At 61.0% G+C, this 21,814-nt stretch carries 16 protein-coding genes; 11 read left to right on the plus strand and 5 right to left on the minus strand.

Annotated elements, in window-relative coordinates; all coding sequences use genetic code 11:
- The first annotated feature begins 172 nt into the window (after positions 1-172).
- The 4 genes from antA to PSCI_RS25755 all read left to right on the plus strand — a co-directional run bounded on the left by antA (position 173) and on the right by PSCI_RS25755 (position 5,398).
- Positions 173-1,573: an anthranilate 1,2-dioxygenase large subunit gene (gene antA / locus PSCI_RS25740; RefSeq protein WP_045492435.1), complete on the plus strand. Its 1,401-nt coding sequence runs from the start codon at positions 173-175 to the stop codon at positions 1,571-1,573.
- 2 nt (positions 1,574-1,575) lie between these two features.
- Positions 1,576-2,067, plus strand: coding sequence for an anthranilate 1,2-dioxygenase small subunit (antB, locus tag PSCI_RS25745; protein ID WP_045492437.1), 492 nt, complete (start codon positions 1,576-1,578; stop codon positions 2,065-2,067).
- A 19-nt stretch (positions 2,068-2,086) separates the two neighbouring features.
- Positions 2,087-3,112, plus strand: coding sequence for an anthranilate 1,2-dioxygenase electron transfer component AntC (gene antC / locus PSCI_RS25750; RefSeq protein WP_045492439.1), 1,026 nt, complete (start codon positions 2,087-2,089; stop codon positions 3,110-3,112).
- A 276-nt stretch (positions 3,113-3,388) separates the two neighbouring features.
- Positions 3,389-5,398 carry a peptidase U32 family protein gene (locus tag PSCI_RS25755; protein WP_045492442.1) on the plus strand — a complete coding sequence of 670 codons (2,010 nt, stop codon included), beginning with the start codon at positions 3,389-3,391 and terminating at the stop codon, positions 5,396-5,398.
- A gap of 168 nt (positions 5,399-5,566) precedes the next feature.
- Here the strand turns inward: PSCI_RS25755 and PSCI_RS25760 are convergent, their stop codons facing one another.
- Both PSCI_RS25760 and PSCI_RS25765 read right to left on the minus strand, forming a co-directional pair.
- Positions 5,567-6,199: an HD domain-containing protein gene (locus PSCI_RS25760; protein WP_045492445.1), complete on the minus strand. Its 633-nt coding sequence runs from the start codon at positions 6,197-6,199 to the stop codon at positions 5,567-5,569.
- Entirely contained in the window at positions 6,186-6,692 is a 507-nt protein-coding gene (locus tag PSCI_RS25765; RefSeq protein WP_045494992.1) for a GNAT family N-acetyltransferase, read from the minus strand. The genes PSCI_RS25760 and PSCI_RS25765 overlap by 14 nt, the downstream gene beginning before the upstream one ends.
- 387 nt (positions 6,693-7,079) lie before the next feature.
- Here PSCI_RS25765 and nirB point away from each other — a divergent pair, with 387 nt between their 5' ends.
- The 3 genes from nirB to PSCI_RS25780 all read left to right on the plus strand — a co-directional run bounded on the left by nirB (position 7,080) and on the right by PSCI_RS25780 (position 11,765).
- Positions 7,080-9,641, plus strand: coding sequence for a nitrite reductase large subunit NirB (gene nirB, locus PSCI_RS25770; RefSeq protein ID WP_045492448.1), 2,562 nt, complete (start codon positions 7,080-7,082; stop codon positions 9,639-9,641).
- Positions 9,641-10,024 carry a nitrite reductase small subunit NirD gene (gene nirD / locus PSCI_RS25775; protein ID WP_045492451.1) on the plus strand — a complete coding sequence of 128 codons (384 nt, stop codon included), beginning with the start codon at positions 9,641-9,643 and terminating at the stop codon, positions 10,022-10,024. Before nirB ends, nirD begins: the two co-directional genes overlap by 1 nt.
- A 415-nt stretch (positions 10,025-10,439) precedes the next feature.
- Positions 10,440-11,765 carry an OprD family porin gene (locus PSCI_RS25780; protein ID WP_045492454.1) on the plus strand — a complete coding sequence of 442 codons (1,326 nt, stop codon included), beginning with the start codon at positions 10,440-10,442 and terminating at the stop codon, positions 11,763-11,765.
- 5 nt (positions 11,766-11,770) lie between these two features.
- Here the strand turns inward: PSCI_RS25780 and PSCI_RS25785 are convergent, their stop codons facing one another.
- The gene (locus tag PSCI_RS25785; protein ID WP_052483537.1) at positions 11,771-13,111 is read right to left on the minus strand and encodes a sensor histidine kinase; all 1,341 of its coding nucleotides are present in this window, start codon (positions 13,109-13,111) and stop codon (positions 11,771-11,773) included.
- A 1-nt stretch (position 13,112) separates the two neighbouring features.
- Positions 13,113-13,802 (minus strand): response regulator transcription factor, encoded by a 690-nt coding sequence (locus tag PSCI_RS25790; protein WP_045492457.1) that lies wholly within the window; start codon positions 13,800-13,802, stop codon positions 13,113-13,115.
- 402 nt (positions 13,803-14,204) lie between these two features.
- Here PSCI_RS25790 and PSCI_RS25795 point away from each other — a divergent pair, with 402 nt between their 5' ends.
- Positions 14,205-15,530: an OprD family porin gene (locus tag PSCI_RS25795; protein ID WP_045492459.1), complete on the plus strand. Its 1,326-nt coding sequence runs from the start codon at positions 14,205-14,207 to the stop codon at positions 15,528-15,530.
- Positions 15,531-15,720: 190 nt separating this feature from the next.
- Positions 15,721-17,724, plus strand: coding sequence for a DNA topoisomerase III (locus PSCI_RS25800; RefSeq protein WP_045492462.1), 2,004 nt, complete (start codon positions 15,721-15,723; stop codon positions 17,722-17,724).
- A 26-nt stretch (positions 17,725-17,750) separates the two neighbouring features.
- Here PSCI_RS25800 and PSCI_RS25805 read toward each other — a convergent pair whose 3' ends face one another.
- Positions 17,751-19,775, minus strand: coding sequence for a sigma-54 interaction domain-containing protein (locus PSCI_RS25805; RefSeq protein ID WP_045492465.1), 2,025 nt, complete (start codon positions 19,773-19,775; stop codon positions 17,751-17,753).
- Between the two features lie 194 nt (positions 19,776-19,969).
- Between PSCI_RS25805 and PSCI_RS25810 the strand changes: the two genes are divergently transcribed.
- Together PSCI_RS25810 and PSCI_RS25815 are read left to right on the plus strand one after the other, a co-directional pair.
- Positions 19,970-20,992, plus strand: coding sequence for a Gfo/Idh/MocA family oxidoreductase (locus tag PSCI_RS25810; protein ID WP_045492467.1), 1,023 nt, complete (start codon positions 19,970-19,972; stop codon positions 20,990-20,992).
- Positions 20,989-21,774: a TIM barrel protein gene (locus PSCI_RS25815; protein WP_045492470.1), complete on the plus strand. Its 786-nt coding sequence runs from the start codon at positions 20,989-20,991 to the stop codon at positions 21,772-21,774. Before PSCI_RS25810 ends, PSCI_RS25815 begins: the two co-directional genes overlap by 4 nt.
- The last annotated feature ends 40 nt before the right edge of the window (positions 21,775-21,814 follow it).

Here is a 21,814-nt window from a genome sequence, read left to right on the forward strand (position 1 = left end):
GCAGATTCGGTGCTATTCGCACCCGCCCGATATCCATTTGCCGCACAAATTTTATGGCCTGCGTTCGTGCACAAAGCGGATAGACCCTGTAGCGCGCTGATTCGTTAAATGGCCCCAACCGAGGGGCCTGAACCGCCCCTGCCGAATCGCCCGATGTGACAGGTACACCGCAATGAACCAGACAAGAAGCGTCGACCAGTGGAAAGCCTTCATCAATGGCTGCCTGGATTTTCGCCCCGTAGAGGGCGTGTTCCGCATCGCCCGTGACATGTTCACGGAACCGGAGTTGTTCGACCTGGAGATGGAACTGATCTTCGAGAAGAACTGGATCTACGCCTGCCACGAGAGCGAGATCGCCAACAAGCACGACTTCATGACCATGCGTGCCGGCCGCCAGCCGATGATCATCACCCGTGACGGTGAAGGTCAGTTGCACGCGCTGATCAACGCCTGCCAGCACCGCGGCACCACCCTGACCCGGGTGATGAAGGGCAACCAGAGCACCTTCACCTGCCCGTTCCACGCGTGGTGCTACAAGAGCGACGGCCGGCTGGTTAAGGTCAAGGCGCCCGGCGAATACCCGGAAGGCTTCGACAAGGCCACCCGCGGCCTGAAAAAGGCGCGCATCGAAAGCTACGAGGGCTTTGTGTTCATCAGCCTAGACGCTCAGGGCACCGACAGCCTGGAGGATTTCCTCGGCGATTCGAAGGTGTTCTTCGACATGATGGTCGCTCAGTCGCCAAGCGGTGAGCTGGAAGTGCTGCCGGGCAAATCGACCTACAGCTATGACGGCAACTGGAAGCTGCAGAATGAGAATGGCCTGGACGGCTATCACGTCAGCACCGTGCACTACAACTACGTGGCCACCGTGCAGCACCGCCAGCAAGTCAATGCTGAAAAAGGCAACGCCAGCAGCACCCTGGACTACAGCAAGCTCGGCGCCGGCGATGCGCAGACCGACGACGGCTGGTTCTCGTTTCATAACGGCCACAGCCTGCTGTTCAGCGACATGCCCAACCCCACAGTGCGCCCCGGCTACGCCACGGTGATGCCACGTCTGGTCGAGGCCTACGGCCAGGCCAAAGCCGAGTGGATGATGCACCGCCTGCGCAATCTGAACATCTACCCAAGTCTGTTCTTCATGGACCAGATCAGTTCGCAGTTGCGCATCGTACGTCCAGTGGCCTGGAACAAGACCGAGATCATCAGCCAGTGCATCGGCGTGAAAGGCGAATCCGACGCCGATCGCGAGAGCCGGATTCGTCAATTCGAAGACTTTTTCAACGTCTCGGGCATGGGCACGCCGGATGACCTGGTGGAGTTCCGTGAAGCCCAGCGCGGCTTCCAGGCGCGCCTGGAACGCTGGAGCGATATTTCCCGCGGCCACGGCAAATGGGTTGAAGGTCCGACCGCCAACAGCGAAGCGATCGGCATCCAGCCGGTGCTGACCGGCACCGAATTCACCCACGAGGGCCTGTACGTCAACCAGCACAACAACTGGCAGCGCTTTCTGCTTGAAGGTCTGGACAAGCAAGCCTGCGAACAAGACGCTTTGAAACTGCGCGAGGTGTGAACATGAATCCGCAATTGCATTACCAGATCGAGCAGTTTTTCTTCCGTAAATCCGAGCTGTGCGACGCTCAGGACTGGGACGCCTACCTGGCGCTGTTCAGTGAAGACAGCGAATTCCACCTGCCGCAGTGGGAGTCCGAACACAGCTATACCAGCGACCCGAAAAAGGCCATGTCACTGATCTACTACGCCAACCGTTCGGGCCTGGAAGACCGGGTGTTTCGTATCCGTACCGGCAAGGCCGCATCGACCGTGCCGATGCCGCGCACCTTGCACAACATCAGCAATATCCGGATCGCCGAGCAGCCCGGCGGGCAACTGCAGGTCAGGCTCAACTGGCACACCCTGTATCACCGCCTGGGCCAGAGTGAGCAGTTTTTCGGCCACGCCACCTATCACCTGAAACCTGTGGCCGACAGCTTCCAGATCACCCGCAAACACGTGGTGCTGCTCAACGACACCATTAACTCGGTGCTCGATTTCTACCATCTCTGATGACGCGGATGCCCGAATCATGAGCCACAAAGTCGCGTTCAGTTTTGCCGATGGCAAAACCCTGTTTTTCCCGGTGCAGGGCAATGAAATCCTGCTCGATGCCGCACTGCGCAACGGTATCAATATCCCGCTCGATTGCCGCGAAGGCGTGTGCGCGACCTGCATGGGCCGCTGCGAATCCGGCCAGTACAGCCTTGATTATGTCGATGAAGAAGCGCTGTCAGCCCGCGACCTGGAACAACGCAAGGTACTGACCTGCCAGACCCGCGTGCAGTCCGATGCGTCGTTTTACTTCGACTTCGACTCCAGTTTGTGCAGCGCCGCAAAGCAGGTGCAGGAACGCGCGGTGGTGAGCCACGTCGAGCAGGTCTCACCCAGCACCGCGATCCTGCATCTGGACGCCGACATGGACGGCCGAACCCTGGACTTCCTGCCCGGTCAGTACGCCCGTCTGCAGATTCCCGGCAGCCAGGCCTGGCGCTCGTACTCATTCGCCAGCCAGCCCAACGCGAACAACCGCTTGCAATTTCTGATTCGTCTGCTGCCTGACGGGGTGATGAGCAATTACATCCGCGAACGCTGCCAGGTCGGCGACGAGATTCACTTTGAAGCGCCGCTGGGTACGTTTTACCTGCGCCAGATCGAACGCCCGCTGGTGATGGTGGCCGGTGGCACCGGGCTGTCGGCGCTTCTCGGCATGCTCGACCAACTCGCTGAGCGTGGCGGCTGCGGCCAGCCGGTAACGCTGTATTACGGCGTGCGTCAGCAGGCTGATCTGTGTGAACTGGCGCGCATCGAGGCGTATGCCGAGCGCATTCCAGGCTTCAGTTTCATTCCTGTGCTCAGCGAGGCCGGCGAGGCCTGGCCGGGCCGGCGCGGTTATCTGGCCGAGCACTTCGACGCTGCTGCACTGCGCGAGTCAGCGTTCGACATGTACCTGTGCGGCCCACCGCCGATGGTTGAGTCAGTCAAGACCTGGCTAGACGAGAACGCCCTGGACAACGGCCATCTGTATTTCGAGAAATTCACCGAGAGCAACACCTGAACCAGACCTGAGCCCAGACCGGCGGCGCCAGACCCGCCGGCTGCACCACCGAATCGGCACCACGTTTGACCACTGCCCACCCCCAACAACAACCAACAGGCCGCAGCAATGCGGCGCTGCCTATCTACAGGCGGTAACCGACACCCCAATAATGATAACCACTCGCATAAAGACGCCATTGGCTGCGATCCGGCAGCTATCCGACCGGCAAAGGGTGCAGTCCGGCCTGCGTGCCACTACAATGCGCGTTTTGCCCTGCGCCGGACTCCACCCGTCATGTCTTTACCCAAGCACCACCTGGAACTGCTCAGCCCCGCCCGCGATGTGAGCATCGCCCGCGAAGCCATCCTGCACGGCGCCGATGCCGTCTACATTGGCGGGCCGAGCTTCGGCGCACGGCACAACGCCTGCAACGAGGTCAGCGAGATTGCCGAGCTGGTGAAGTTTGCCCGCCGCTACCACGCGCGGATCTTCACCACCCTCAACACCATCTTGCATGACGATGAGCTGGAACCGGCGCGCAAGCTGATCCACCAGTTATACGATGCCGGTGTCGATGCGCTGATCGTCCAGGACCTGGGCGTGATGGAGCTGGACATCCCGCCCATCGAGCTGCACGCCAGCACCCAGACCGACATCCGCACCCTGGAGCGGGCGAAGTTTCTCGATCAGGCCGGTTTCTCGCAACTGGTGCTGGCTCGTGAGCTGGATCTGGGGCAGATCCGCGAAATTGCCGACAACACTGACGCATCCATCGAGTTCTTTATCCATGGCGCGCTGTGCGTGGCGTTCTCCGGGCAGTGCAACATTTCCCAGGCGCAGAACGGCCGCAGCGCCAACCGTGGGGACTGCTCCCAGGCCTGCCGCCTGCCCTACACCCTCAAAGACGATCAGGGCCGCGTGGTGGCCTTCGACAAACACTTGCTGTCGATGAAAGACAATAACCAGAGCGCCAACCTGCGCGCGCTGGTCGAAGCCGGTGTGCGCTCGTTCAAGATCGAAGGCCGTTACAAGGACGTGAGCTATGTGAAGAACATCACCGCTCATTACCGCCAGATGCTCGACGCGATCCTCACAGAACGCCCCGACCTGGCCCGCGCCTCCAGCGGCCACACCGCGCATTTCTTCGTACCGGACCCGGACAAGACCTTCCACCGCGGCAGCACCGACTACTTCGTCACCGAGCGCAAGATCGACATCGGCGCCTTTGACTCGCCGACCTTCACCGGTCTGTTGGTAGGTAACGTGGAGAAGGTCAACAAGCGCGACCTGATCGCCGTGACTCACGAGCCACTGTCCAACGGTGATGGTCTGAACGTGCTGGTCAAACGTGAAGTGGTGGGGTTCCGTGCCAACATCGCCGAGCTCAAAGGCGAGTTCGAAGAAGACGGCGAGAAGCGCTGGCGCTACCGGGTCGAGCCCAACGAGATGCCAGCCGCGCTGTCGCGCCTGCGCCCTAATCACCCGCTGAGCCGCAACCTCGACCATAACTGGCAGCAAGCACTGCTCAAGACCTCGGCCGAGCGGCGCATCGGGATCCGCTGGAATGCCGTGCTGCGCGAACAGCGCCTGAGCCTGGAAGCCACCAGCGAAGAAGGCGTGCAGGTCGCGGTCAGCCTCGACGGCCCGTTCGGTGCAGCCAATAAACCGGAACAGGCACTGGATCAGTTGCGCGACCTGCTGACCCAACTGGGCACCACGATCTATCACGCCCAGGATGTGAAGCTCGACGCGCCGCAAGCGTTCTTCATCCCCAACTCGCAACTCAAGGCGCTGCGCCGCGAAGCCATCGAAGCGCTGGATGCCGCCCGTGTGGCTGCCCATCCGCGTGGCGCACGCAAGGCCGAGACCAACCCGCCGCCGGTCTACCCGGAGTCGCACCTGTCATTTCTGGCCAACGTTTACAACCAGAAGGCCCGCGACTTCTATCACCGCCACGGCGTGAAATTGATCGACGCCGCCTACGAGGCGCACGAAGAACCCGGTGAAGTGCCGGTGATGATCACCAAGCACTGCCTGCGCTTCTCGTTCAACCTGTGCCCGAAACAGGCCAAAGGCGTCACTGGCGTACGCACCAAGGTCGCGCCGATGCAACTGATTCAGGGTGACGAAGTACTGACCCTGAAGTTCGACTGCAAACCGTGCGAGATGCACATCATCGGCAAGATGAAGAGCCACATCCTCGACCTGCCACAGCCTGGCAGCAAAAAGGCCGGCATCGTTGGCCACATCAGCCCCGAAGAGCTGCTCAAGACCGCCAAGCGCCCACCCCAGGCGCCGCATTGATGAAATGTCGGTAACGACCTTAGTGTGGGCGGCACTCCGATGAAGGCTAAGGGTCAGGCGCTGGACATGTTTTGTCTGGCCTGGCCCTTTCACGAGCAAGCTCGTTCCCACCTTATTTCAGGCCATAACCGGGTAAGGGCCAACCGGGCCCGCGTCACCCTGAACTGATCAGCATTGCTCCTGTAAGCCGTCGATCTCGGCCTGGATGTTTTCTCTGGCCCGCGCTTCCCAGCGGGCCTGTCCTGCGGGGCTGGTGAAAATCACTGGCCGCTGCAGAAACTTCTTCAACACCGCCACCCTCCCCGGCACATACAGCGCATCGGGAAAGCAACCGTATTCAAGGCGCACAGCTTTTGCGTAGGCGCTGTACTCGCTGGGTGTCGCAGCAAGAATCGACAAATCGATATCCACCAGCAGGCGCTGGTCGGCGCTGGTTGCAGGCTGACGATGGTCGGTGGCCATGATCAGCGCGTGTACGGCCTGCACCTGTGCGCCCAGCCCGTTAGCCTGTAGCACTTCGCTCGCCAGCTCGGCGCTGCGGGTTTCGTTATCCTGGCGGGCCGGGTCGTAGATTGCGTCGTGGTACCAGATGGCAAGCTCCAGCAGTTCCGGGGCCTGGGCATGATCGCGCAGCGTGTCGAAGGTTTGCAGCATGGCGTCGATATGCGCGGCGCTGTGGTAATGCCGGGCGGGCCCGGCGTACAACCGCTGCAAGTGCTCGAAAGCGTCCTGCGGCGGCTGCACGCCCAGCCGCCGCCAGAGCGACTGCCAGCGTTGCAGGTCGAGGTCAGGGGCGTTCATCCAGCGCTTTCTCCATATGGGTGGTGTGCCAGAGCGGATCGTCTTCCACATCGGTGATGGTGAAACCGTGCTTTTCCCAGAAAGCAATGGCGCCAGCCAGGAACGGATGGGTATGCAGGTACAGCACCTCGACGCCCTGCTGCTGCGCATGCTCGCTCAGCGCCCGAAACAACCGGCCCGCCAAACCAGCGCTGCGAAACGCCGGCTCGACGAACAGGCGGACAATCTCCACGGTCCGACGCCCTTGATAGTCCAGTTGCGCAAAGCGGTGATCGTAAGGCAGGTAGCCGATAGCAGCGACGATCTGCTCATCCGCACGAGCGATCAGAAAATGACCGTCCGGGCCATCAATATAAACCTGTTCGAACCCGGCCAGGTCGGCGGGCATGGCGGCCGGGTCGAGCATCGGGAAGATCTGCGCTCTGGCCCGCATGACGAATGCAAGGGTGGCAGGGATATCGGCGTGGGCGGCAGCGGTGATCGGGATGGCCAGTGCTGACATGGTGCTCGTCTGATTGGGCAAAGTCGCATGGTAGTCGATCGGGGCTGGCTACGCCGCCCGACTGCTCCAACCTGGAACAACCCGCACCATTTGAATGCACCATTAAGCCAACGCGCAGCCTGAAAAACCCGAAATCCCCGCATGCCACGGAGCTTTCGGCAATCTGGCACAAGCCCTGCATTAACTCTGGCAAGCCCACCCACGCAGGTCGGGCAGCCCCTTGCAGTCGACGCAGATCAACGGGCTTAAAGGTACATCCGGCAACGTCGCCTGGGTAGCACCTCATAACCAGAACAGGCAAAGGCGCCTGGAACCTCACGGTTCCGGGCGCTTTTTTTTTGCTTCACGAAACCTGATTGGCCTAGGCCGGGATTTGCTATGAACACCACAGTCTTGCCTCACAACGATGTACAAACCCTGATCGTCGTCGGTAACGGCATGGTCGGTCATCATTGCGTCGAGCAGTTGATTGCGGGCGGTGCCCTTGAGCGCTATCGCATCCATGTCTTCGGTGAGGAGCAGCAGCGCGCCTATGACCGCGTGCATCTGTCCGAATACTTCAGCGGCCGCGATGCCGAATCGCTGGCGATGAGCGACGCTGCCCTCTACGAGCAACCCGGCCTCACCTTACACCTCGGTGTCCCGGTGCTGGAAATTGACCGCGTGCGCCGTGAGGTGATCACCGCCCAGGGCAGTTTCGCTTACGACAAACTGGTACTGGCCACCGGCTCTTATCCATTTGTACCGCCGATCGAAGGCGCCAGCGGTCACTCGAAACTGGTGTACCGCACCCTGGACGACCTGGACACCATTCGCGCCGCCGCCAATCAGGCGCGGCGCGGCGTGGTGGTCGGCGGCGGCCTGCTCGGTCTGGAAGCTGCCAACGCCCTCAAATCCCTGGGTCTGGAAGCCCACGTGGTGGAATTCGCGCCACGCCTGATGCCGGTGCAGCTTGACGAGCTCGGTGGCGCGGCGCTCAAGGCGCGCATCGAAGCGCTGGGCGTTGGTGTGCATCTGTCACGCGCCACCCAATCAATCAGCGCCGGCAACCAATACCGCTACCGGATGAACTTTGCAGGCGACGAGTTTCTGGAAACCGACCTGATTGTGTTCTCCGCCGGTATCCGCCCGCAGGATGCCCTGGCCCGCCAATGCGAACTGGACCTGGGCCCGCGTGGCGGCGTAGCGATCGACGAACATTGCCGCACCAGCGATGCCGATATCTTCGCCATCGGTGAATGTGCCTCTTGGAACGGCAGCGTGTTCGGTCTGGTTGCGCCGGGTTATCAAATGGCCCGCAGCGTCGCCGCGCAGTTGTGCGAGCAGGATGCCGAGTCGTTCTTCGGCGCCGATATGTCGACCAAGCTCAAATTGCTGGGCGTGGACGTCGGCTCGATCGGCGACGCCCATGGCGCACTGGCCGGGGCAGTGAGCTACCGCTATATCGATGAAGCCACCGCCAGCTATCGTCGGCTGGTGGTGTCCGCCGACCGCAAGCACGTGCTCGGTGCGGTACTGGTCGGCGACAACAGCTACTACGACACCCTGCTGCAATATGCACAGAACGGCATCGCCCTGCCTGAAGACCCGGCCAGCCTGATCCTGCCGCACAGTGAAGGCGCGCCGGCGCTCGGTGCCGATGCGCTGCCCGCCACCGCGACCATCTGTTCCTGCCACAACGTCAGCAAGGGCTCGATCTGCGCGGCCATCGACGAAGGCTGCACTGACCTGGCCGGCATCAAGGCCTGCACCAAGGCCGCTACCGGCTGCGGCGGCTGTGCGGCCTTGCTCAAGCAGGTCTTCGAGCATGAGCTGATTGCCCGCGGTGTCAGTGTCGACAAGAGCCTGTGCGAGCATTTCGCCTATACCCGCCAGGAGCTGTACTCGATCGTGCGGGTGGAGAACATCGAGAGTTTCGAAGAACTGCTGCATCGCCATGGCAAGGGTGAACACGGCTGCGACATCTGCAAGCCGGCAGTCGGCTCGATCCTGGCGTCATGCTGGAACCGGCCGATCACCGACCCGCTGCTGATTCCGCTGCAGGACACCAACGACACCTTTATGGCCAACATGCAGAAGAACGGCACCTACTCGGTGGTGCCGCGTATTCCCGGTGGCGAAATCACCCCGGACGGCCTGATCGCCATCGGCGCGGTGGCCAAAAAATATGACCTGTACACCAAGATCACCGGTGGTCAGCGGATCGACCTGTTTGGTGCGCAGTTGCACGAATTGCCAGAGATCTGGGGCGAACTGATTGAGGCCGGTTTCGAGACCGGGCATGCCTACGGCAAGTCGACCCGCACGGTGAAATCCTGCGTGGGTAGCACTTGGTGCCGCTACGGCGTGCAGGACAGCGTGGCCATGGCGTTGCGCATCGAGGATCGTTACAAGGGCCTGCGCTCACCGCACAAGCTCAAGTTTGCGGTGTCGGGCTGCACCCGTGAATGCGCCGAGGCGCAGAGCAAGGACGTCGGGATCATCGCCACCGAGAACGGCTGGAACCTGTATGTCTCCGGCAACGGCGGGATGCGTCCACGGCATGCCGAACTGTTCGCCACCGATCTGGATGACGAGACCCTGATCCGTTATATCGACCGCTTCCTGATGCTCTACATACGCACCGCCGACAAGCTGCAACGCACCTCGGTATGGCGCGAATCGCTCGAAGGCGGCCTGGATTATCTCAAGGCGGTGATCATCGATGACAGCCTGGGCCTGGCGGCCGAGCTGGAATCGCAGATGCAACTGGTCGTCGACCGGTACGAATGCGAGTGGGCCAATGCCCTGAAGGACCCGGAAAAACTCAAGCGTTTCCGTACCTTCGTCAACGACAAGCGCAGCGACCCGGATGTGCATTTCGTGCGTGAACGTGAACAGCGCCGCCCGGCGCGAGCCGATGAACTCAAGCTGATTCCCCTGTTCAAGGAGGTGGTGTAATGAGCCAAACCAACGTGGCATTTGCCGAACGCCCCCAAGCCACGGCGACCTTGCACTGGCATAACCTCTGCCAGCATCAGGACCTGGTCGCCAACTCTGGCGTAGTGGCCTGGATCAATGATTGCCAAGTGGCGCTGTTCTATTTGCCTGGCAATGAACAGCCATTGTACGCCGTGGGCAACCGCGACCCGAAATCCGGGGCCAACGTGATCGGCCGTGGCCTGCTTGGCAAACTGGGCGACGACCTGGTCATTGCCTCGCCGCTGTATAAGCAGCACTTTCGCCTGCAAGACGGCAGTTGCCTGGAGTACCCCGAGCAGCGGCTGGATGTCTGGCCGGTACGAATAAATGGCAGCCAGGTAGAGATCGGCCTGCCAGGCTGATATATAAACCAATAAGTTGTAACAATGGCGGCAGCCGGCTCTTATTGACCGGCTGCCGCTTTGTTTTGCAGATTCGCTACAACATGAATGCTTGCAGAACCATGACAAAAACTTAATAAAGGAATTGGACTACAAACAATTCAGAACAAATAACACCCCCTCTCAGAACACCGAAATAACTTCAAACATCGCATCACTCATCGAAACAACACGCCCCGGACAACTAACTTCAACCATCAAAACTGCGTGATATAACTGTCTGCGTCGCCAACCACTGATCCCTGAATAATATTTGGCTGTTTGGCGACTCAATAAACCAGACTGATTTACATCAGCGCTCAATGACTGCTCGTCAGCGTTACAACCTCCACGGTTTGACACGACGACAGATTTGATGGATTCAAGGAGTTACACAATGCAAATAAAATACCTGAGCTATATTGCTTTGGCGGTCTCGGCTGCCCTGAGCCAGAGCGCAATGGGCGCACTGGTGGATGACCAGGCACAGGCCAAGGGCTTGCTCGAAGACAGCAGCCTCAATGTGCACCTGCGCAACTATTACTTCAACCGTGATGCCAAACAAGGCGAGCGCGATAACCGCGACTGGAGTCAGGGCGCAATCGCCCATTACAACTCGGGCTTTACTCAGGGCACGGTCGGTGTGGGGGTCGACGCCTGGGGCCAACTGGGCCTGAAGCTCGACGGCCAGAGCCGCTACGCCGGCACCGGCAACCTGCCGGTCGACCGCCACGGCCACCCGGACCGCAGCTCCGCCAGCGCAGGCGCAAGTATCAAGATGCGTGCCGGCCAGACCCAACTGCGTTACGGCAACATGCAAACCGAGGCTCCGGTATTTGCCACCAGCCACTCTCGCCTGCTGCCACAAACCGCTACCGGCTTCAGCCTGCAAAGCAGTGACCTGGATAACCTTGACCTCGACTTCGGACATTACACCGCGACCAATAGCGGCGTGACCACCAACGGCCGACATACCATCCACGCCAATAACGCCGGGGTCAGATCGGGCAGTGCCACATTTGCCGGTGCCACCTGGCAACTCAGCCCGGAGTGGAGCAGCACCTTGTATGGTGCCCGTCTGGATGATGTCTGGAACCAGTACTACTTCAATAACAACTATGTGCTCGGGCTCAGTGGCTCAGATAAGCTGGAGTTCGATGCCAACCTGTATCGCACGCTGGATCAGGGCCACGCCAAGGCTGGAGCCATCAATAACACCGCCTGGTCGATGGCCGGCACTTATTCATTCAATAGTGCCCATGCGCTGACATTGTCTTATCAGAAAATTCACGGCAACACGCCGTTTGATCTGATCGGCACGGGCAATAACCGCTCGGGTGAAGGCGGCAGCTCGATCAACCTGGCCAACGCCGCACAGTTCTCGGACTTCAACGGCCCGAACGAACGCTCGTGGGGGCTCACGTATAAACTGGACATGGCACCGTTGGGTGTACCGGGCCTGAGCTTCACGACCCGGCACATGCGCGGAACTGGCATTGATGGCAGCAAGACCCCGTATAACAGCGCCTACGCTGGCCTGTACGGAGAAAACGGTCGCCATCACGAAACCAACTTCGAAACCCGCTATATCGTCCAGAGTGGCGCAGCAAAAGACCTGTCAGTACGCCTGCGCCAGGCCTTCCATCGCGCCAACCTCGATCAGGGAGAGAAGAACGTCAATGAAGTACGGCTGATTCTCGACTACCCGCTGAACCTGATCTGACCGCCTCAGCGACTCTGCAACACCACGCGCAGCCCCGGCTGCGCGTCTTCCAGCAGCAACTGATAGCCATGGGTTCTGGCCACGGCAGCAACGATGGCCAGCCCCAGCCCGCTGCCACTGGCTCTGGGCTCCTGCCGGCCACGGGCAAAGCGTTGCAAAACAGCCTGATGCTGGTCCGGGGTGATACCCGGACCATTGTCTTCAACCTCTATTCGTGTGCCCTGCTCACTGCGCAGCAGATTCAGACGAATCTGCCCGCCCGCAGGGGTGAACTTCAACGCGTTGTCCAGCACGTTCATCAGGGCTTCGGCCAGCAGCTCGCGATCCGCCAGCAACGGCGGAACCTGCTCGACATTCAACTGCAGCTCAATGCCCGCCTCTTCAGCCACTGGCTGATAGTCTTCAAACAATTGCGCCAGTAACGGTCCCACCATCAGGGTGGTCATGCCTGCGCGGCGCGAACGTGCGTCGATTTCCGCGATACGTTGCAATGCCCGAAACCGGCCAAGCAACACATCGGCGGCGTCCAGGGATTTCTCCAGACGCACTTTAAGCACCTCTGCGGGCGCCTGGTCGTATTCGATCAAGGCGCGATGCAACTGCGCCCGAAGCTTGTTCAGCGGTGTGCGCAAGTCATGTGCCGCGTTGTCTTCGAGGCTCTTGACCTCATCGAGCAAGCGCCCGACCTCACCCACCATCCGGTTGACCAGTGACGAGAGCATGTCCAGCTCATCGCCGCGCCGGCTGATGGGCAGCCGTTGGGTAAAATCGCCCTCGGCGATTCTGCGGCTGGCAGCCTGGACCTTGCGCATCCTGCGCAGTGGGCCCAAGCCCAGCAGTACGGCAAACAGCAGCCCGGCGATCAGGATCAGGCAGGCGCTCCAGCCCAGATAGCGCAACAGGATGTTACGCAGGCTTGCCAAGGTCTTGGCCTCGAAACCGACCACCAGAATCTGGCCATTTGGCAATTGCCGGGCCACGAACTTGGCTCCGTCAGCAAACCCCGAATCGTCCCAGTCATGCGGTTTGCCGTCCAGTACAAGCTCTTGTGGCGGCGTCTGCATCGTGCCATGCACATGTTGCCTCTGTGGGCTGAACAAGCCATAGGTCACGACCCCGCGCAGGTCGCCCTCTTGCAAGCGGGTGATTTCGTCAGGCAGGGACTCGACCGGGAGGTACGACAGTTGGCGCATTTCACCAAGGATGGTCTGGTCGCCCTGGCGCGACATGTAGCTGGCCACCTGCCAATAGATCAGACCATTGAGCAACAAGGCTCCCAGCGACAAGGCGATCGCATAGGTGACGGTCAGCCGGAATGCCGTGGTACGCAACAAGCGGATCCGCACGTCAATTGACTCCGGTGTCGACCAGCACAAACCCCGAGCCGCGCAAGGCGTTTACCACCACCTGACAGCCCACGGCATCCAGCTTGCGGCGTAGCCGGGTGAGGTGCACGTCGATCAGTTTGGTGCCCGGATCGAAGTGGTAGCCCCATACCGTTTCGAAAATCAATGCACGGGTGACCACGGAGCCGGCGTTGCGCATCAGAAACTCCAGCAGCTTGAACTCGATGGGCGACAGGTTAATACGCTGCTCGCCACATATCAGTTCACGGCTCAGCAGATCGAGACTGAGGTCAGCGACCTGCAACAGGGTTTCGCGCTCCAGTGGATCGATGTGCCGGCGCAGCAGCACATGGATACGGGTCGCCATTTCTTCGGAAACGAACGGTTTGACCAGATAGTCATCACCCCCGGCCCGCAGGCCGCGAATCCGGTCGTCGACATCGGTCAGGGCGCTGATCATCAAGACCGGAGTCTGCACGCCGGCGGCCCGTAACCGGGTAATCACCTGCAGGCCATCGAGCCCCGGCAGCATACGGTCAAGAGTGATCGCGTCAAACCCGCCAGCAAGCGCCAGTTCCAGGCCCCGCAGGCCGTCATCGGCGCACTCGACGACAAAGCCGACACGGCGTAATTCCGAGGCGATTTCCTGAGCGGTGTCGTGGTCGTCTTCAATGCACAAGACCTTTCGCATGAGGCTCCCCTAATCCTATGTGCCGCCATGGTAGCAAGCGGTGACAAACCCGCGCACGACACGCTGGCAATGATTCTGCCCATGGCTTGGCGGCTGCCCAAGGATGAGCAATAGCAGCAAAACGCCATTTGTGCGGCACGCTACAAGCCGGCAAGACCCCGACAAAGTTAAAAAATTGTAACCAGGCCTGTCACTGCTTCGTCTTAAGCCATTGAAATAGCGTGATATAAAAGCCTGGCGCGAGATAATGCATCGCCCACGTAGCGCATGCACCCTCATCTACTATCGCGCCCGCGATCCTTAGCTGGGCAATGCCCACCTGCCGTAAATGCCCGCCACCGATGACTGATCAACATGCCATCAATGGACACGCCGGGCCCTACCAATCAGGGGAATGATTCGATGAATGCAAAACAATGGAGCGCCATCGCACTGGCTGTTTCGGCCGCCGCGAGCCAGCTGGCTCACGCAGAAACAATCGAAGACCAGGCCGAGGCCAAAGGATTCGTCGAAGGCAGCAGCCTCTCGGTACTGGCTCGTAACCAGTACTTCAACCGTGACCGTCAGGATGGCGCCACCGACAACCGCGACTGGACCCAGGGGTTCATCGGCAACTACAGCTCCGGTTTCACCGAGGGCACCATTGGCGTGGGTATCGATGCCTTCGGCCACTTCGCCCTCAAGCTCGATGCCCAGGAAGGAGACAGCGGCACCGGCAACCTGCCACTGGACCGCAACGGCAAGGCTGAAGACAGTTTTGGTAGCGCCGGTGCCGCCGTAAAACTGCGCCTGTCCAAGACCCAGTTGCGCTACGGCAATATGCAACCCACCGCGCCGGTGTTCGCTGTGGGCGGCACCCGCCTGCTGCCACAGACCGCCACCGGGTTCGAACTCAAAAGCAGCGAAATCGAAGGGCTGGATCTGGAAGCCGGCCGTTACACCAGCACCAACAGTAACGTGACCACCAACCAAGACCACGACATCTACGCGTTGTACGCCAATGTCACGGCGCGCAAAGCCACCTTCGCCGGCGCGGTCTACCAGCTCACGCCGAACTGGACCGCCAGCCTGTACGGTGCGCAGTTCGAAGATGTATGGAACCAGTACTACGCCAACACCAACTATGTGCTGGCGTTGTCCGGTGACCAGTCGCTGACCTTCGACGCCAACCTGTACCGCACCCTGGATGAGGGCCAGGCCAAAGCCGGCTCGATCAACAACACCACCGCATCGCTGTCGGCGACCTATGCGTTCCTGAGCGCCCATTCGATCACCCTGAGCGCCCAGAAAGTCCATGGCGACACGCCGTTCGACTATCTGGCCGTCGGCAATAACGGTAACGGCGAAGGTGGCGACTCGATCTTCCTCGCCAACTCGATCCAGTGGTCGGACTTCAACGGCCCGAACGAGAAATCCTTTGGCATTCGCTACAACCTCGACATGGCGACTTACGGCGTGCCCGGCCTGAGCTTCATGGCGCGGCATGTGCGCGGCTATGACGTCGATGGCAGCAAGGTCTCGGCCGACAGCGCTTACGCGGGTTTGTACGGTGACGACGGCAAGCACAACGAAACCGATATCGAAGCCAAGTACGTGGTCCAGACCGGCCCGGCCAAGGATCTGTCGTTTCGTATCCGCCAGGCCTTCCACCGCGCCAACAGCGACCAGGGTGAAGGTGACCTGTCCGAGTTCCGCCTGATCGTTGACTACCCTATCAGCGTTCTCTAAGCGGCAAGTCATAAGCTGCAAGCGGCAAGCTGATTTGAGCCTGACTCACTTGCGGCTTATAGCTTGAAGCTTGCAGCTCCAGTAAGGCCGCTCAGCGGCCTTTACTGTACGTTCATACAGATAAAACTTGATCTGCCCTCGCGCCTGACGCATTCTGTCGAGCTCGACCGATCACAAGACTGCCCCGGCCATGCGCCTGTTTCTCTGCGAAAAGCCCTCTCAAGCCAAGGATATCGCCGCCGTGCTCGGCGCCACCCGACGTGGCGAAGGCTGTCTGGTCGGTCCCAATGCCACAGTCACCTGGTGTATCGGCCATCTGCTGGAAACCGCCCCGCCCGACGCCTACGACGCCCGCTACAAACGCTGGGCTCTGCAAGACCTGCCGATTGTCCCCGGCACCTGGAAAATGCAGGTTAAACCCAAGACAGCCAGCCAGTACAAGGCCGTCAAGCGCTTGCTGAGCGAAGCCCGTGAGCTGGTGATCGCCACCGACGCCGACCGTGAAGGCGAGATGATCGCCCGTGAGCTGGTCGAACACTGTCGTTATCGCGGGCCGATTCAGCGCTTATGGCTGTCGGCACTCGATGATGCCTCAATCCGCAAGGCGCTTGCAGCGCTCAAGCCCGGTGCTGCCACGTTCAGTCTTTACCACTCGGCACTGGGCCGCTCGCGCGCCGACTGGTTGATCGGCATGAACATGAGCCGGCTGTTTACTTTGCTCGGTCGGCAATCGGGCTACCAGGGCGTATTGCCCGTCGGTCGGGTCCAGACCCCTACCCTGCGCCTTGTCGTCGACCGTGACCGCAGCATCGCCGACTTCGTGCCGGTGCCTTATTGGGCGATTGAGGTCGGTCTGCGCCACGCCGGCCAGGATTTTACCGCCCAGTGGCGCGCCCCGGCCGATGCCTGCGACGAGCAGGACCGCTGCCTGAACCAGCCGTTGGCGCAACAGGCCGCGCGAGACATGCAGCAGTCTGGCCAGGCGACCGCCATCAGTGTGCGCACCGAGCGTATCCGCGAGGCGGCCCCGCTGCCGTTCGACCTCGGCACCTTGCAGGAGATCTGCTCAAAAAAACTCGGTCTCGGCGCCCAGGAAACCCTGGACATCGCCCAGTCGCTGTATGAAACCCACAAGCTGATCACCTACCCGCGCAGCGACTGCGGCTACCTGCCCAACAGTCAGCATGGCGAGGCCGCCGGGATCATTGCCGCCCTGACGGCTGCCGACCCGTCGCTGCAGGCCTTGCGCGGCCATCTGGACCCGGCACGCCGCTCACGGGCCTGGAATGATGCAAAAGTCAGTGCTCACCACGGCATCATTCCCACCGCTGCCACCCGCGCCTTTGAGCGCCTCAGTGGCAAGCCACGGGCGGTGTACAGCCTGATCCGTGCCCGTTACCTGGCGCAGTTCCTGCCCAACCACGAATACGACCGCACCCAGGCCGACTTCGATTGTGCCGGCCATGCGCTGCGCGCGGTCGGCAAGTGCATCATCGAGGCCGGCTGGAAACGCGCCCTGCCCGAAGCCCTGACCCCGGCCAAAGGTCGCGAGGCCGCGCCGCCCCAGGCCTTGCCGGCGTTGCACAAAGGCTGTGTCTGCCCGGTCACCGCCGTGCAGCTCAAGGACCTGTGGACCCAGCCGCCCAAGCCCTACACCGAGGGCGATCTGATCAAGGCGATGAAAAACGTCGCCCGCCTGGTGGAAGACCCGCTGCTCAAACAAAAGCTCAAGGAAACCACCGGCATTGGCACCGAAGCAACCCGCGCCGGAATCATTCAGGGCCTGCTCGACCGCGGTTACCTGAGCAAGAACGGCAAGGCGCTGTCGGCCACGCCACCGGCCTTCAGCCTGATCGACAATGTGCCAAGGGCCATCGCCGACCCCGGCACCACGGCAATCTGGGAGCAGGCTCTCGACATGGTCCAGAACGGCGAAATGAGCCTGGAAGAATTCGTCGCCAAGCAGGCCGCCTGGATGAGCAAGCAGGTCGAGCGTTACCAGGGCCTGCGCCTGAACCTGCAAGGCATGCCCGCGCCGGCTGGCGCCGCGCCGTGGAAGAAATCGCGCAAAGGCAGCGGCAAAGGCACCACCAAACGCAAGAGCAGCAACGTGTCGCGCCCCGCCCAGGCTGAAGGTACAACAGCGGTGCGGCGCAAACCTGCCACCTCGCGCAAACCGCGTAGCCCCCGTTGAACACCCGGACCTGGCCGGTCGCGAGTTCAGACTCTAAAGCTGTCCACTTCAAGCCCCAGCCGATGCATTTTGTTATACAACCCGCCCCGTGATACCCCCAGTTGCTGCGCTGCCAATCGCATGTTACCGCCCGTAGCCTGTAGCACCTCGATGATCGCTGCGGCCTGCCGGCTCTGTAGGTCCAGCGACCCGGCGCTTCTGGCAGCAGGACGGGCTTCGACGCGACCACCCCCAATGGCAGGGCCTTGCTGCAGTTCGATCGGCAAATCTTCGACCTCGATCTGCGTCGTGGTCGCCAGGTTGGTGGCCCGCTCCAGGGTATTTTCCAGTTCGCGCACATTCCCCGGCCAGCCATAAGCTTCCAGCAGACGCAAGGTATCTGCCGAGAGGTCGCGGACATCCTTGCGCAGTGACCGCGCCACCCTGACCAGAAAATGCCGGGCCAGCAGAGCAATATCATCACGGCGCAGTCGTAACGGCGGCACGCTCAGATTTAGCACGTCGAGCCGGTAGTAAAGGTCTTCCCGGAACGCTCCCTGCGCCACCGCCTGGCTAAGGTTTCGATGCGTGGCAGCGATAATACGCACATCCACACGTTGGGATTTCTTGGCCCCGACCCGCGTCACCTCGCCTTCTTGCAACACCCGCAGCAAGCTGACCTGGGCATCAAAGGCCATGTCGCCGATTTCATCGAGAAAGATCGTGCCGCCGTCGGCCAGCTCGAATTTGCCCGCAGAACCGCCCCGTGTGGCGCCGGTAAAGGCACCTTCGACATGCCCGAACAACTCACTCTGCACCAGTTCACGGGGAATTGCGCCGCAGTTCACTGCCACGAAAGGACCGCCGCTACGGGCACTGGCATTGTGGATAGCCTGGGCGAACAGCTCTTTGCCTGTACCGCTTTCGCCGATAATCAAGGTGGTGGAGTCGCTGCGACTGGCAATCCGTGCAAGGCGCAGGGCGTCCTGTAGCGCCCGCGACCGGCCCTGTATGTTGTCGAAGGTATACTTGGCACGGGCACCAATCACGCGGCGGGTGATCTCACGAATGCGCAGGTTCTCGCGCAACGATAGAATCCAGCCGCCTTGGGCCAACGGGCAGACCGACACCAGGCAGGCCAGGGCGCTGCCATCGGCCAACTGGAAACTGCAATCGAGGTCGCGCAAGCCGTCACCGTCACGCAGCAGCACCTCCTGAGCGGGTTCACTGTGGGCCAACTGGCGCAGCGGCGCGCCGAGCGAGGTTTCATCTGCGTTGAACAATTGCCGCGCATAGCGGTTCAACGTCTTGATCCGGCCTTGTGAATCAAGCACCACCAGCCCCTCGTTGAGCACTTCCAGCACGGCGCGCTGTTCACTGAGCAGTGCTTGCAAGGCCATCTGCCGTGAAACAGCTTCGGCGGCCGCCTGCACCGTGCCCAGGGTGTGTAAATGAAACCAGCCCGGCTCGGCAGTAAGGGTCAAAATAGCCCGGGTGCGGCCTTCACTGTCGCGAATCGGCGCTGCCGCGCAATGCATGCGCCGCGCACGTAGACCACTGGCGAAGTTTTCTTCGGCCAGCACGTATACCAGACGATCTTCACGCAAAGCCAGGCCCGTGCAATTGGTGCCCTGCACCGACTCCAGCAAACGGCTCCCGATCGGCGTGATGTCCAGGCCACAGAAATGCAGGGTGGTGCCATGGGAATCGGTAAGGTTGATATGCCCCCGCGGGTTGTACGCCAACAACCCCTGCATCACCTGAGCCGCGGTGTGAATCAATTCACGGTGCTCGTGCAAAGTGGCCGCCAACATCTGTGAACTGACAAACCGATAGGCACTGTCATGCGGGTCGATACCGCTTGCCAGACTGCGTTGCCAAGAGGCCCAGATCAGCGCCCTCACCTGCTCAGGAGGCGACGAAATGCCCGCCTGACAGGCTTGCCAGGCCGCTTGCAACGCCGGTATGGGCCCGTCACTCAGATCGCCTGGATTCAAGGCGGTCAGATAATCCAGATCCTGAGGGGCAAGCAGTTGCGCCAAAGGCTCAACCCGGTCAGCAAAATCACGCATCGGCCACCTCTACGAATGTCTATTTTTATGACATGCCATTATAGACATGTCATTAAATTAGACATATTTGCCTTCATAATTCGAAATAAAGCCTTTATTTTCAATAAGTTAAAAATTGGCACAGGCGTTGCTCTCTTGCTGTCACGGACTGTCGTTCGACAACCGGCCCAGAAAAACAACAAGGAGTTTTATCGATGACCTCAAGCAAGACTCTTCGCCTCGGCCTGATTGGTGCTGGCCGCATGGGCAGCTTCCATGGCCTGACAGCAGCCCGGCATATTCCCGGTGCCACCTTGGCAGCCATCGCCGACCCAACCCCCGGCCAGGCAGCCCGGCTGGCCGTTGAATTGGGAGTAGACAGGGTCTATACCGACCCACAGCAACTGATTCTCGACCCGGACATTGATGGTGTACTGATCGCCTCGCCGGCGCGCAGCCACGCCGAACTGGTCGTCAGCGCCGCTCGCGCCGGCAAGGGCATCTTCTGCGAGAAACCGATGGCCATCACTCTCGACGAAGCCGACCGCGCCATCGAGGCAGCCAGGCAAGCCGGCGTGGTCTTGCAGGTGGGCTTCAACCGGCGGTTTTCCAAGAGCTTTCGTCAGGCCCATAAAGAAGTTCTGGCAGGCCACATCGGCACCCCGCAACTGCTGCGCTCACTGACCCGGGATCCGGCGCTGAGCAACCCTGCCGCGTCGCCGCAGTGGGTGATCTTTCTGGAAACCCTGATCCACGATTTCGACACCCTCAACTATCTCAACCCGGGCGCCTGTGCCGTGGAAGTCAATGTCATGGCCGATGCGCTGATCGCCCCGCAGTACAAAGCCAGCGGTCTGCTGGACACCGCGCTGGTGAGCATCCGTTACGACAACGGCGCCCTGGCCAGTGCCGAGGCCAGCTTCCAGGCGGTCTACGGTTACGACGTGCGCGGTGAGGTATTCGGCAGTGCCGGTATGCTGACCATGGGCGACATCAACTGCTCGGACCTGCGCCGTTACACAGCCGAAGGCATCAGTGCCGACAGCATGCGCATGGACACCGACCTGCTGCGCGATGCCTACATTGCCGAACTCAATCACTTTGCCGATTGCCTGCGCAATCGCAGCCAGCCGCTGGCCAGTGGCGAGGATGCCCGCGCCGCACTGGTGATCGCTCGCGCCTGTATCGACTCGGTACTGCAAAGCCGACCGATCCGCATCGAGGAGACCCGCTCATGAGCCGCTGCCCATTCAAACTCGCAGCCAGCGCTGAAATGCTGTTTGTCGACCAACCCTTCATCGAACGCGTGCGACGTATCCATGAGCTGGGCCTGAGTGTAGAGATCTGGAACTGGACGAACAAAGACATTGATGCGCTGATCGCCACCGGTGCCGACTTCACTTCCATGACCGGTTACATCGACGGCAACCTGACCGAAACCGATGGCATTGCCCGTCTGCTTGCCACTGCCCAACAGTCGCTGGCAGTAGCCGAACGTCTGGGCTGTCCGAGTCTCAACCTGCACGGTACCGGCCTGGACGACAAGGGCCTGCCGGTACGCCCGGTGCAGAAGGTCAGCGGGCGCATGTGGCTGAGCGCCTGCAAAACCCTGGAGAAAATCGCCCGCCTGGGTGAGGACGCAGGCAAGGTATTCCTGCTGGAAAACCTCAACACAGCGGTCGATCATCCTGGCACGCCCTTCGCCCGCGCCGAAGATACCCTGGCGCTGATCGAGGCGGTTGACAGTCCGTACCTGAAACTCAACCTCGACCTGTACCACGCCCAGATTGGCGAAGGTAACCTGATTGAACTGGTACAGCGCGCCGGCAGCGCGATTGGCGAGATCCAGGTGGCCGATGTGCCGGGGCGCCAGGAACCGGGCACCGGTGAAATCAACTACCCGGCCATTGCCCGCTCGCTTGATGCCATGGGCTATCGCGGCGTGATCGGCCTGGAAGGCTGGGCCTCGGGCGATCCGCTCCTGGCCATCGAGCGCTTGCGTGAAGCGTTCAGCCTGTAAAACCCTGCGCACGTTTTCCGATAACAACAAAAAGGATACT

This window comes from Pseudomonas sp. StFLB209 (genome assembly GCF_000829415.1).
Taxonomy (GTDB): domain Bacteria; phylum Pseudomonadota; class Gammaproteobacteria; order Pseudomonadales; family Pseudomonadaceae; genus Aquipseudomonas.

Bases quoted from the DNA above. Each gene is read 5' to 3' on its own strand.
- antC (WP_045492439.1), top strand. From the start codon at position 2,087: ATGAGCCACAAAGTCGCGTTCAGTTTTGCCGATGGCAAAACCCTGTTT.
- PSCI_RS25760 (WP_045492445.1), bottom strand. From the start codon at position 6,199: ATGAACGCCCCTGACCTCGACCTGCAACGCTGGCAGTCGCTCTGGCGG.
- antB (WP_045492437.1), top strand. From the start codon at position 1,576: ATGAATCCGCAATTGCATTACCAGATCGAGCAGTTTTTCTTCCGTAAA.
- antA (WP_045492435.1), top strand. From the start codon at position 173: ATGAACCAGACAAGAAGCGTCGACCAGTGGAAAGCCTTCATCAATGGC.
- PSCI_RS25815 (WP_045492470.1), top strand. From the start codon at position 20,989: ATGAGCCGCTGCCCATTCAAACTCGCAGCCAGCGCTGAAATGCTGTTT.
- PSCI_RS25795 (WP_045492459.1), top strand. From the start codon at position 14,205: ATGAATGCAAAACAATGGAGCGCCATCGCACTGGCTGTTTCGGCCGCC.
- PSCI_RS25780 (WP_045492454.1), top strand. From the start codon at position 10,440: ATGCAAATAAAATACCTGAGCTATATTGCTTTGGCGGTCTCGGCTGCC.
- PSCI_RS25800 (WP_045492462.1), top strand. From the start codon at position 15,721: ATGCGCCTGTTTCTCTGCGAAAAGCCCTCTCAAGCCAAGGATATCGCC.
- PSCI_RS25805 (WP_045492465.1), bottom strand. From the start codon at position 19,775: ATGCGTGATTTTGCTGACCGGGTTGAGCCTTTGGCGCAACTGCTTGCC.
- nirD (WP_045492451.1), top strand. From the start codon at position 9,641: ATGAGCCAAACCAACGTGGCATTTGCCGAACGCCCCCAAGCCACGGCG.
- PSCI_RS25790 (WP_045492457.1), bottom strand. From the start codon at position 13,802: ATGCGAAAGGTCTTGTGCATTGAAGACGACCACGACACCGCTCAGGAA.
- nirB (WP_045492448.1), top strand. From the start codon at position 7,080: ATGAACACCACAGTCTTGCCTCACAACGATGTACAAACCCTGATCGTC.
- PSCI_RS25755 (WP_045492442.1), top strand. From the start codon at position 3,389: ATGTCTTTACCCAAGCACCACCTGGAACTGCTCAGCCCCGCCCGCGAT.
- PSCI_RS25810 (WP_045492467.1), top strand. From the start codon at position 19,970: ATGACCTCAAGCAAGACTCTTCGCCTCGGCCTGATTGGTGCTGGCCGC.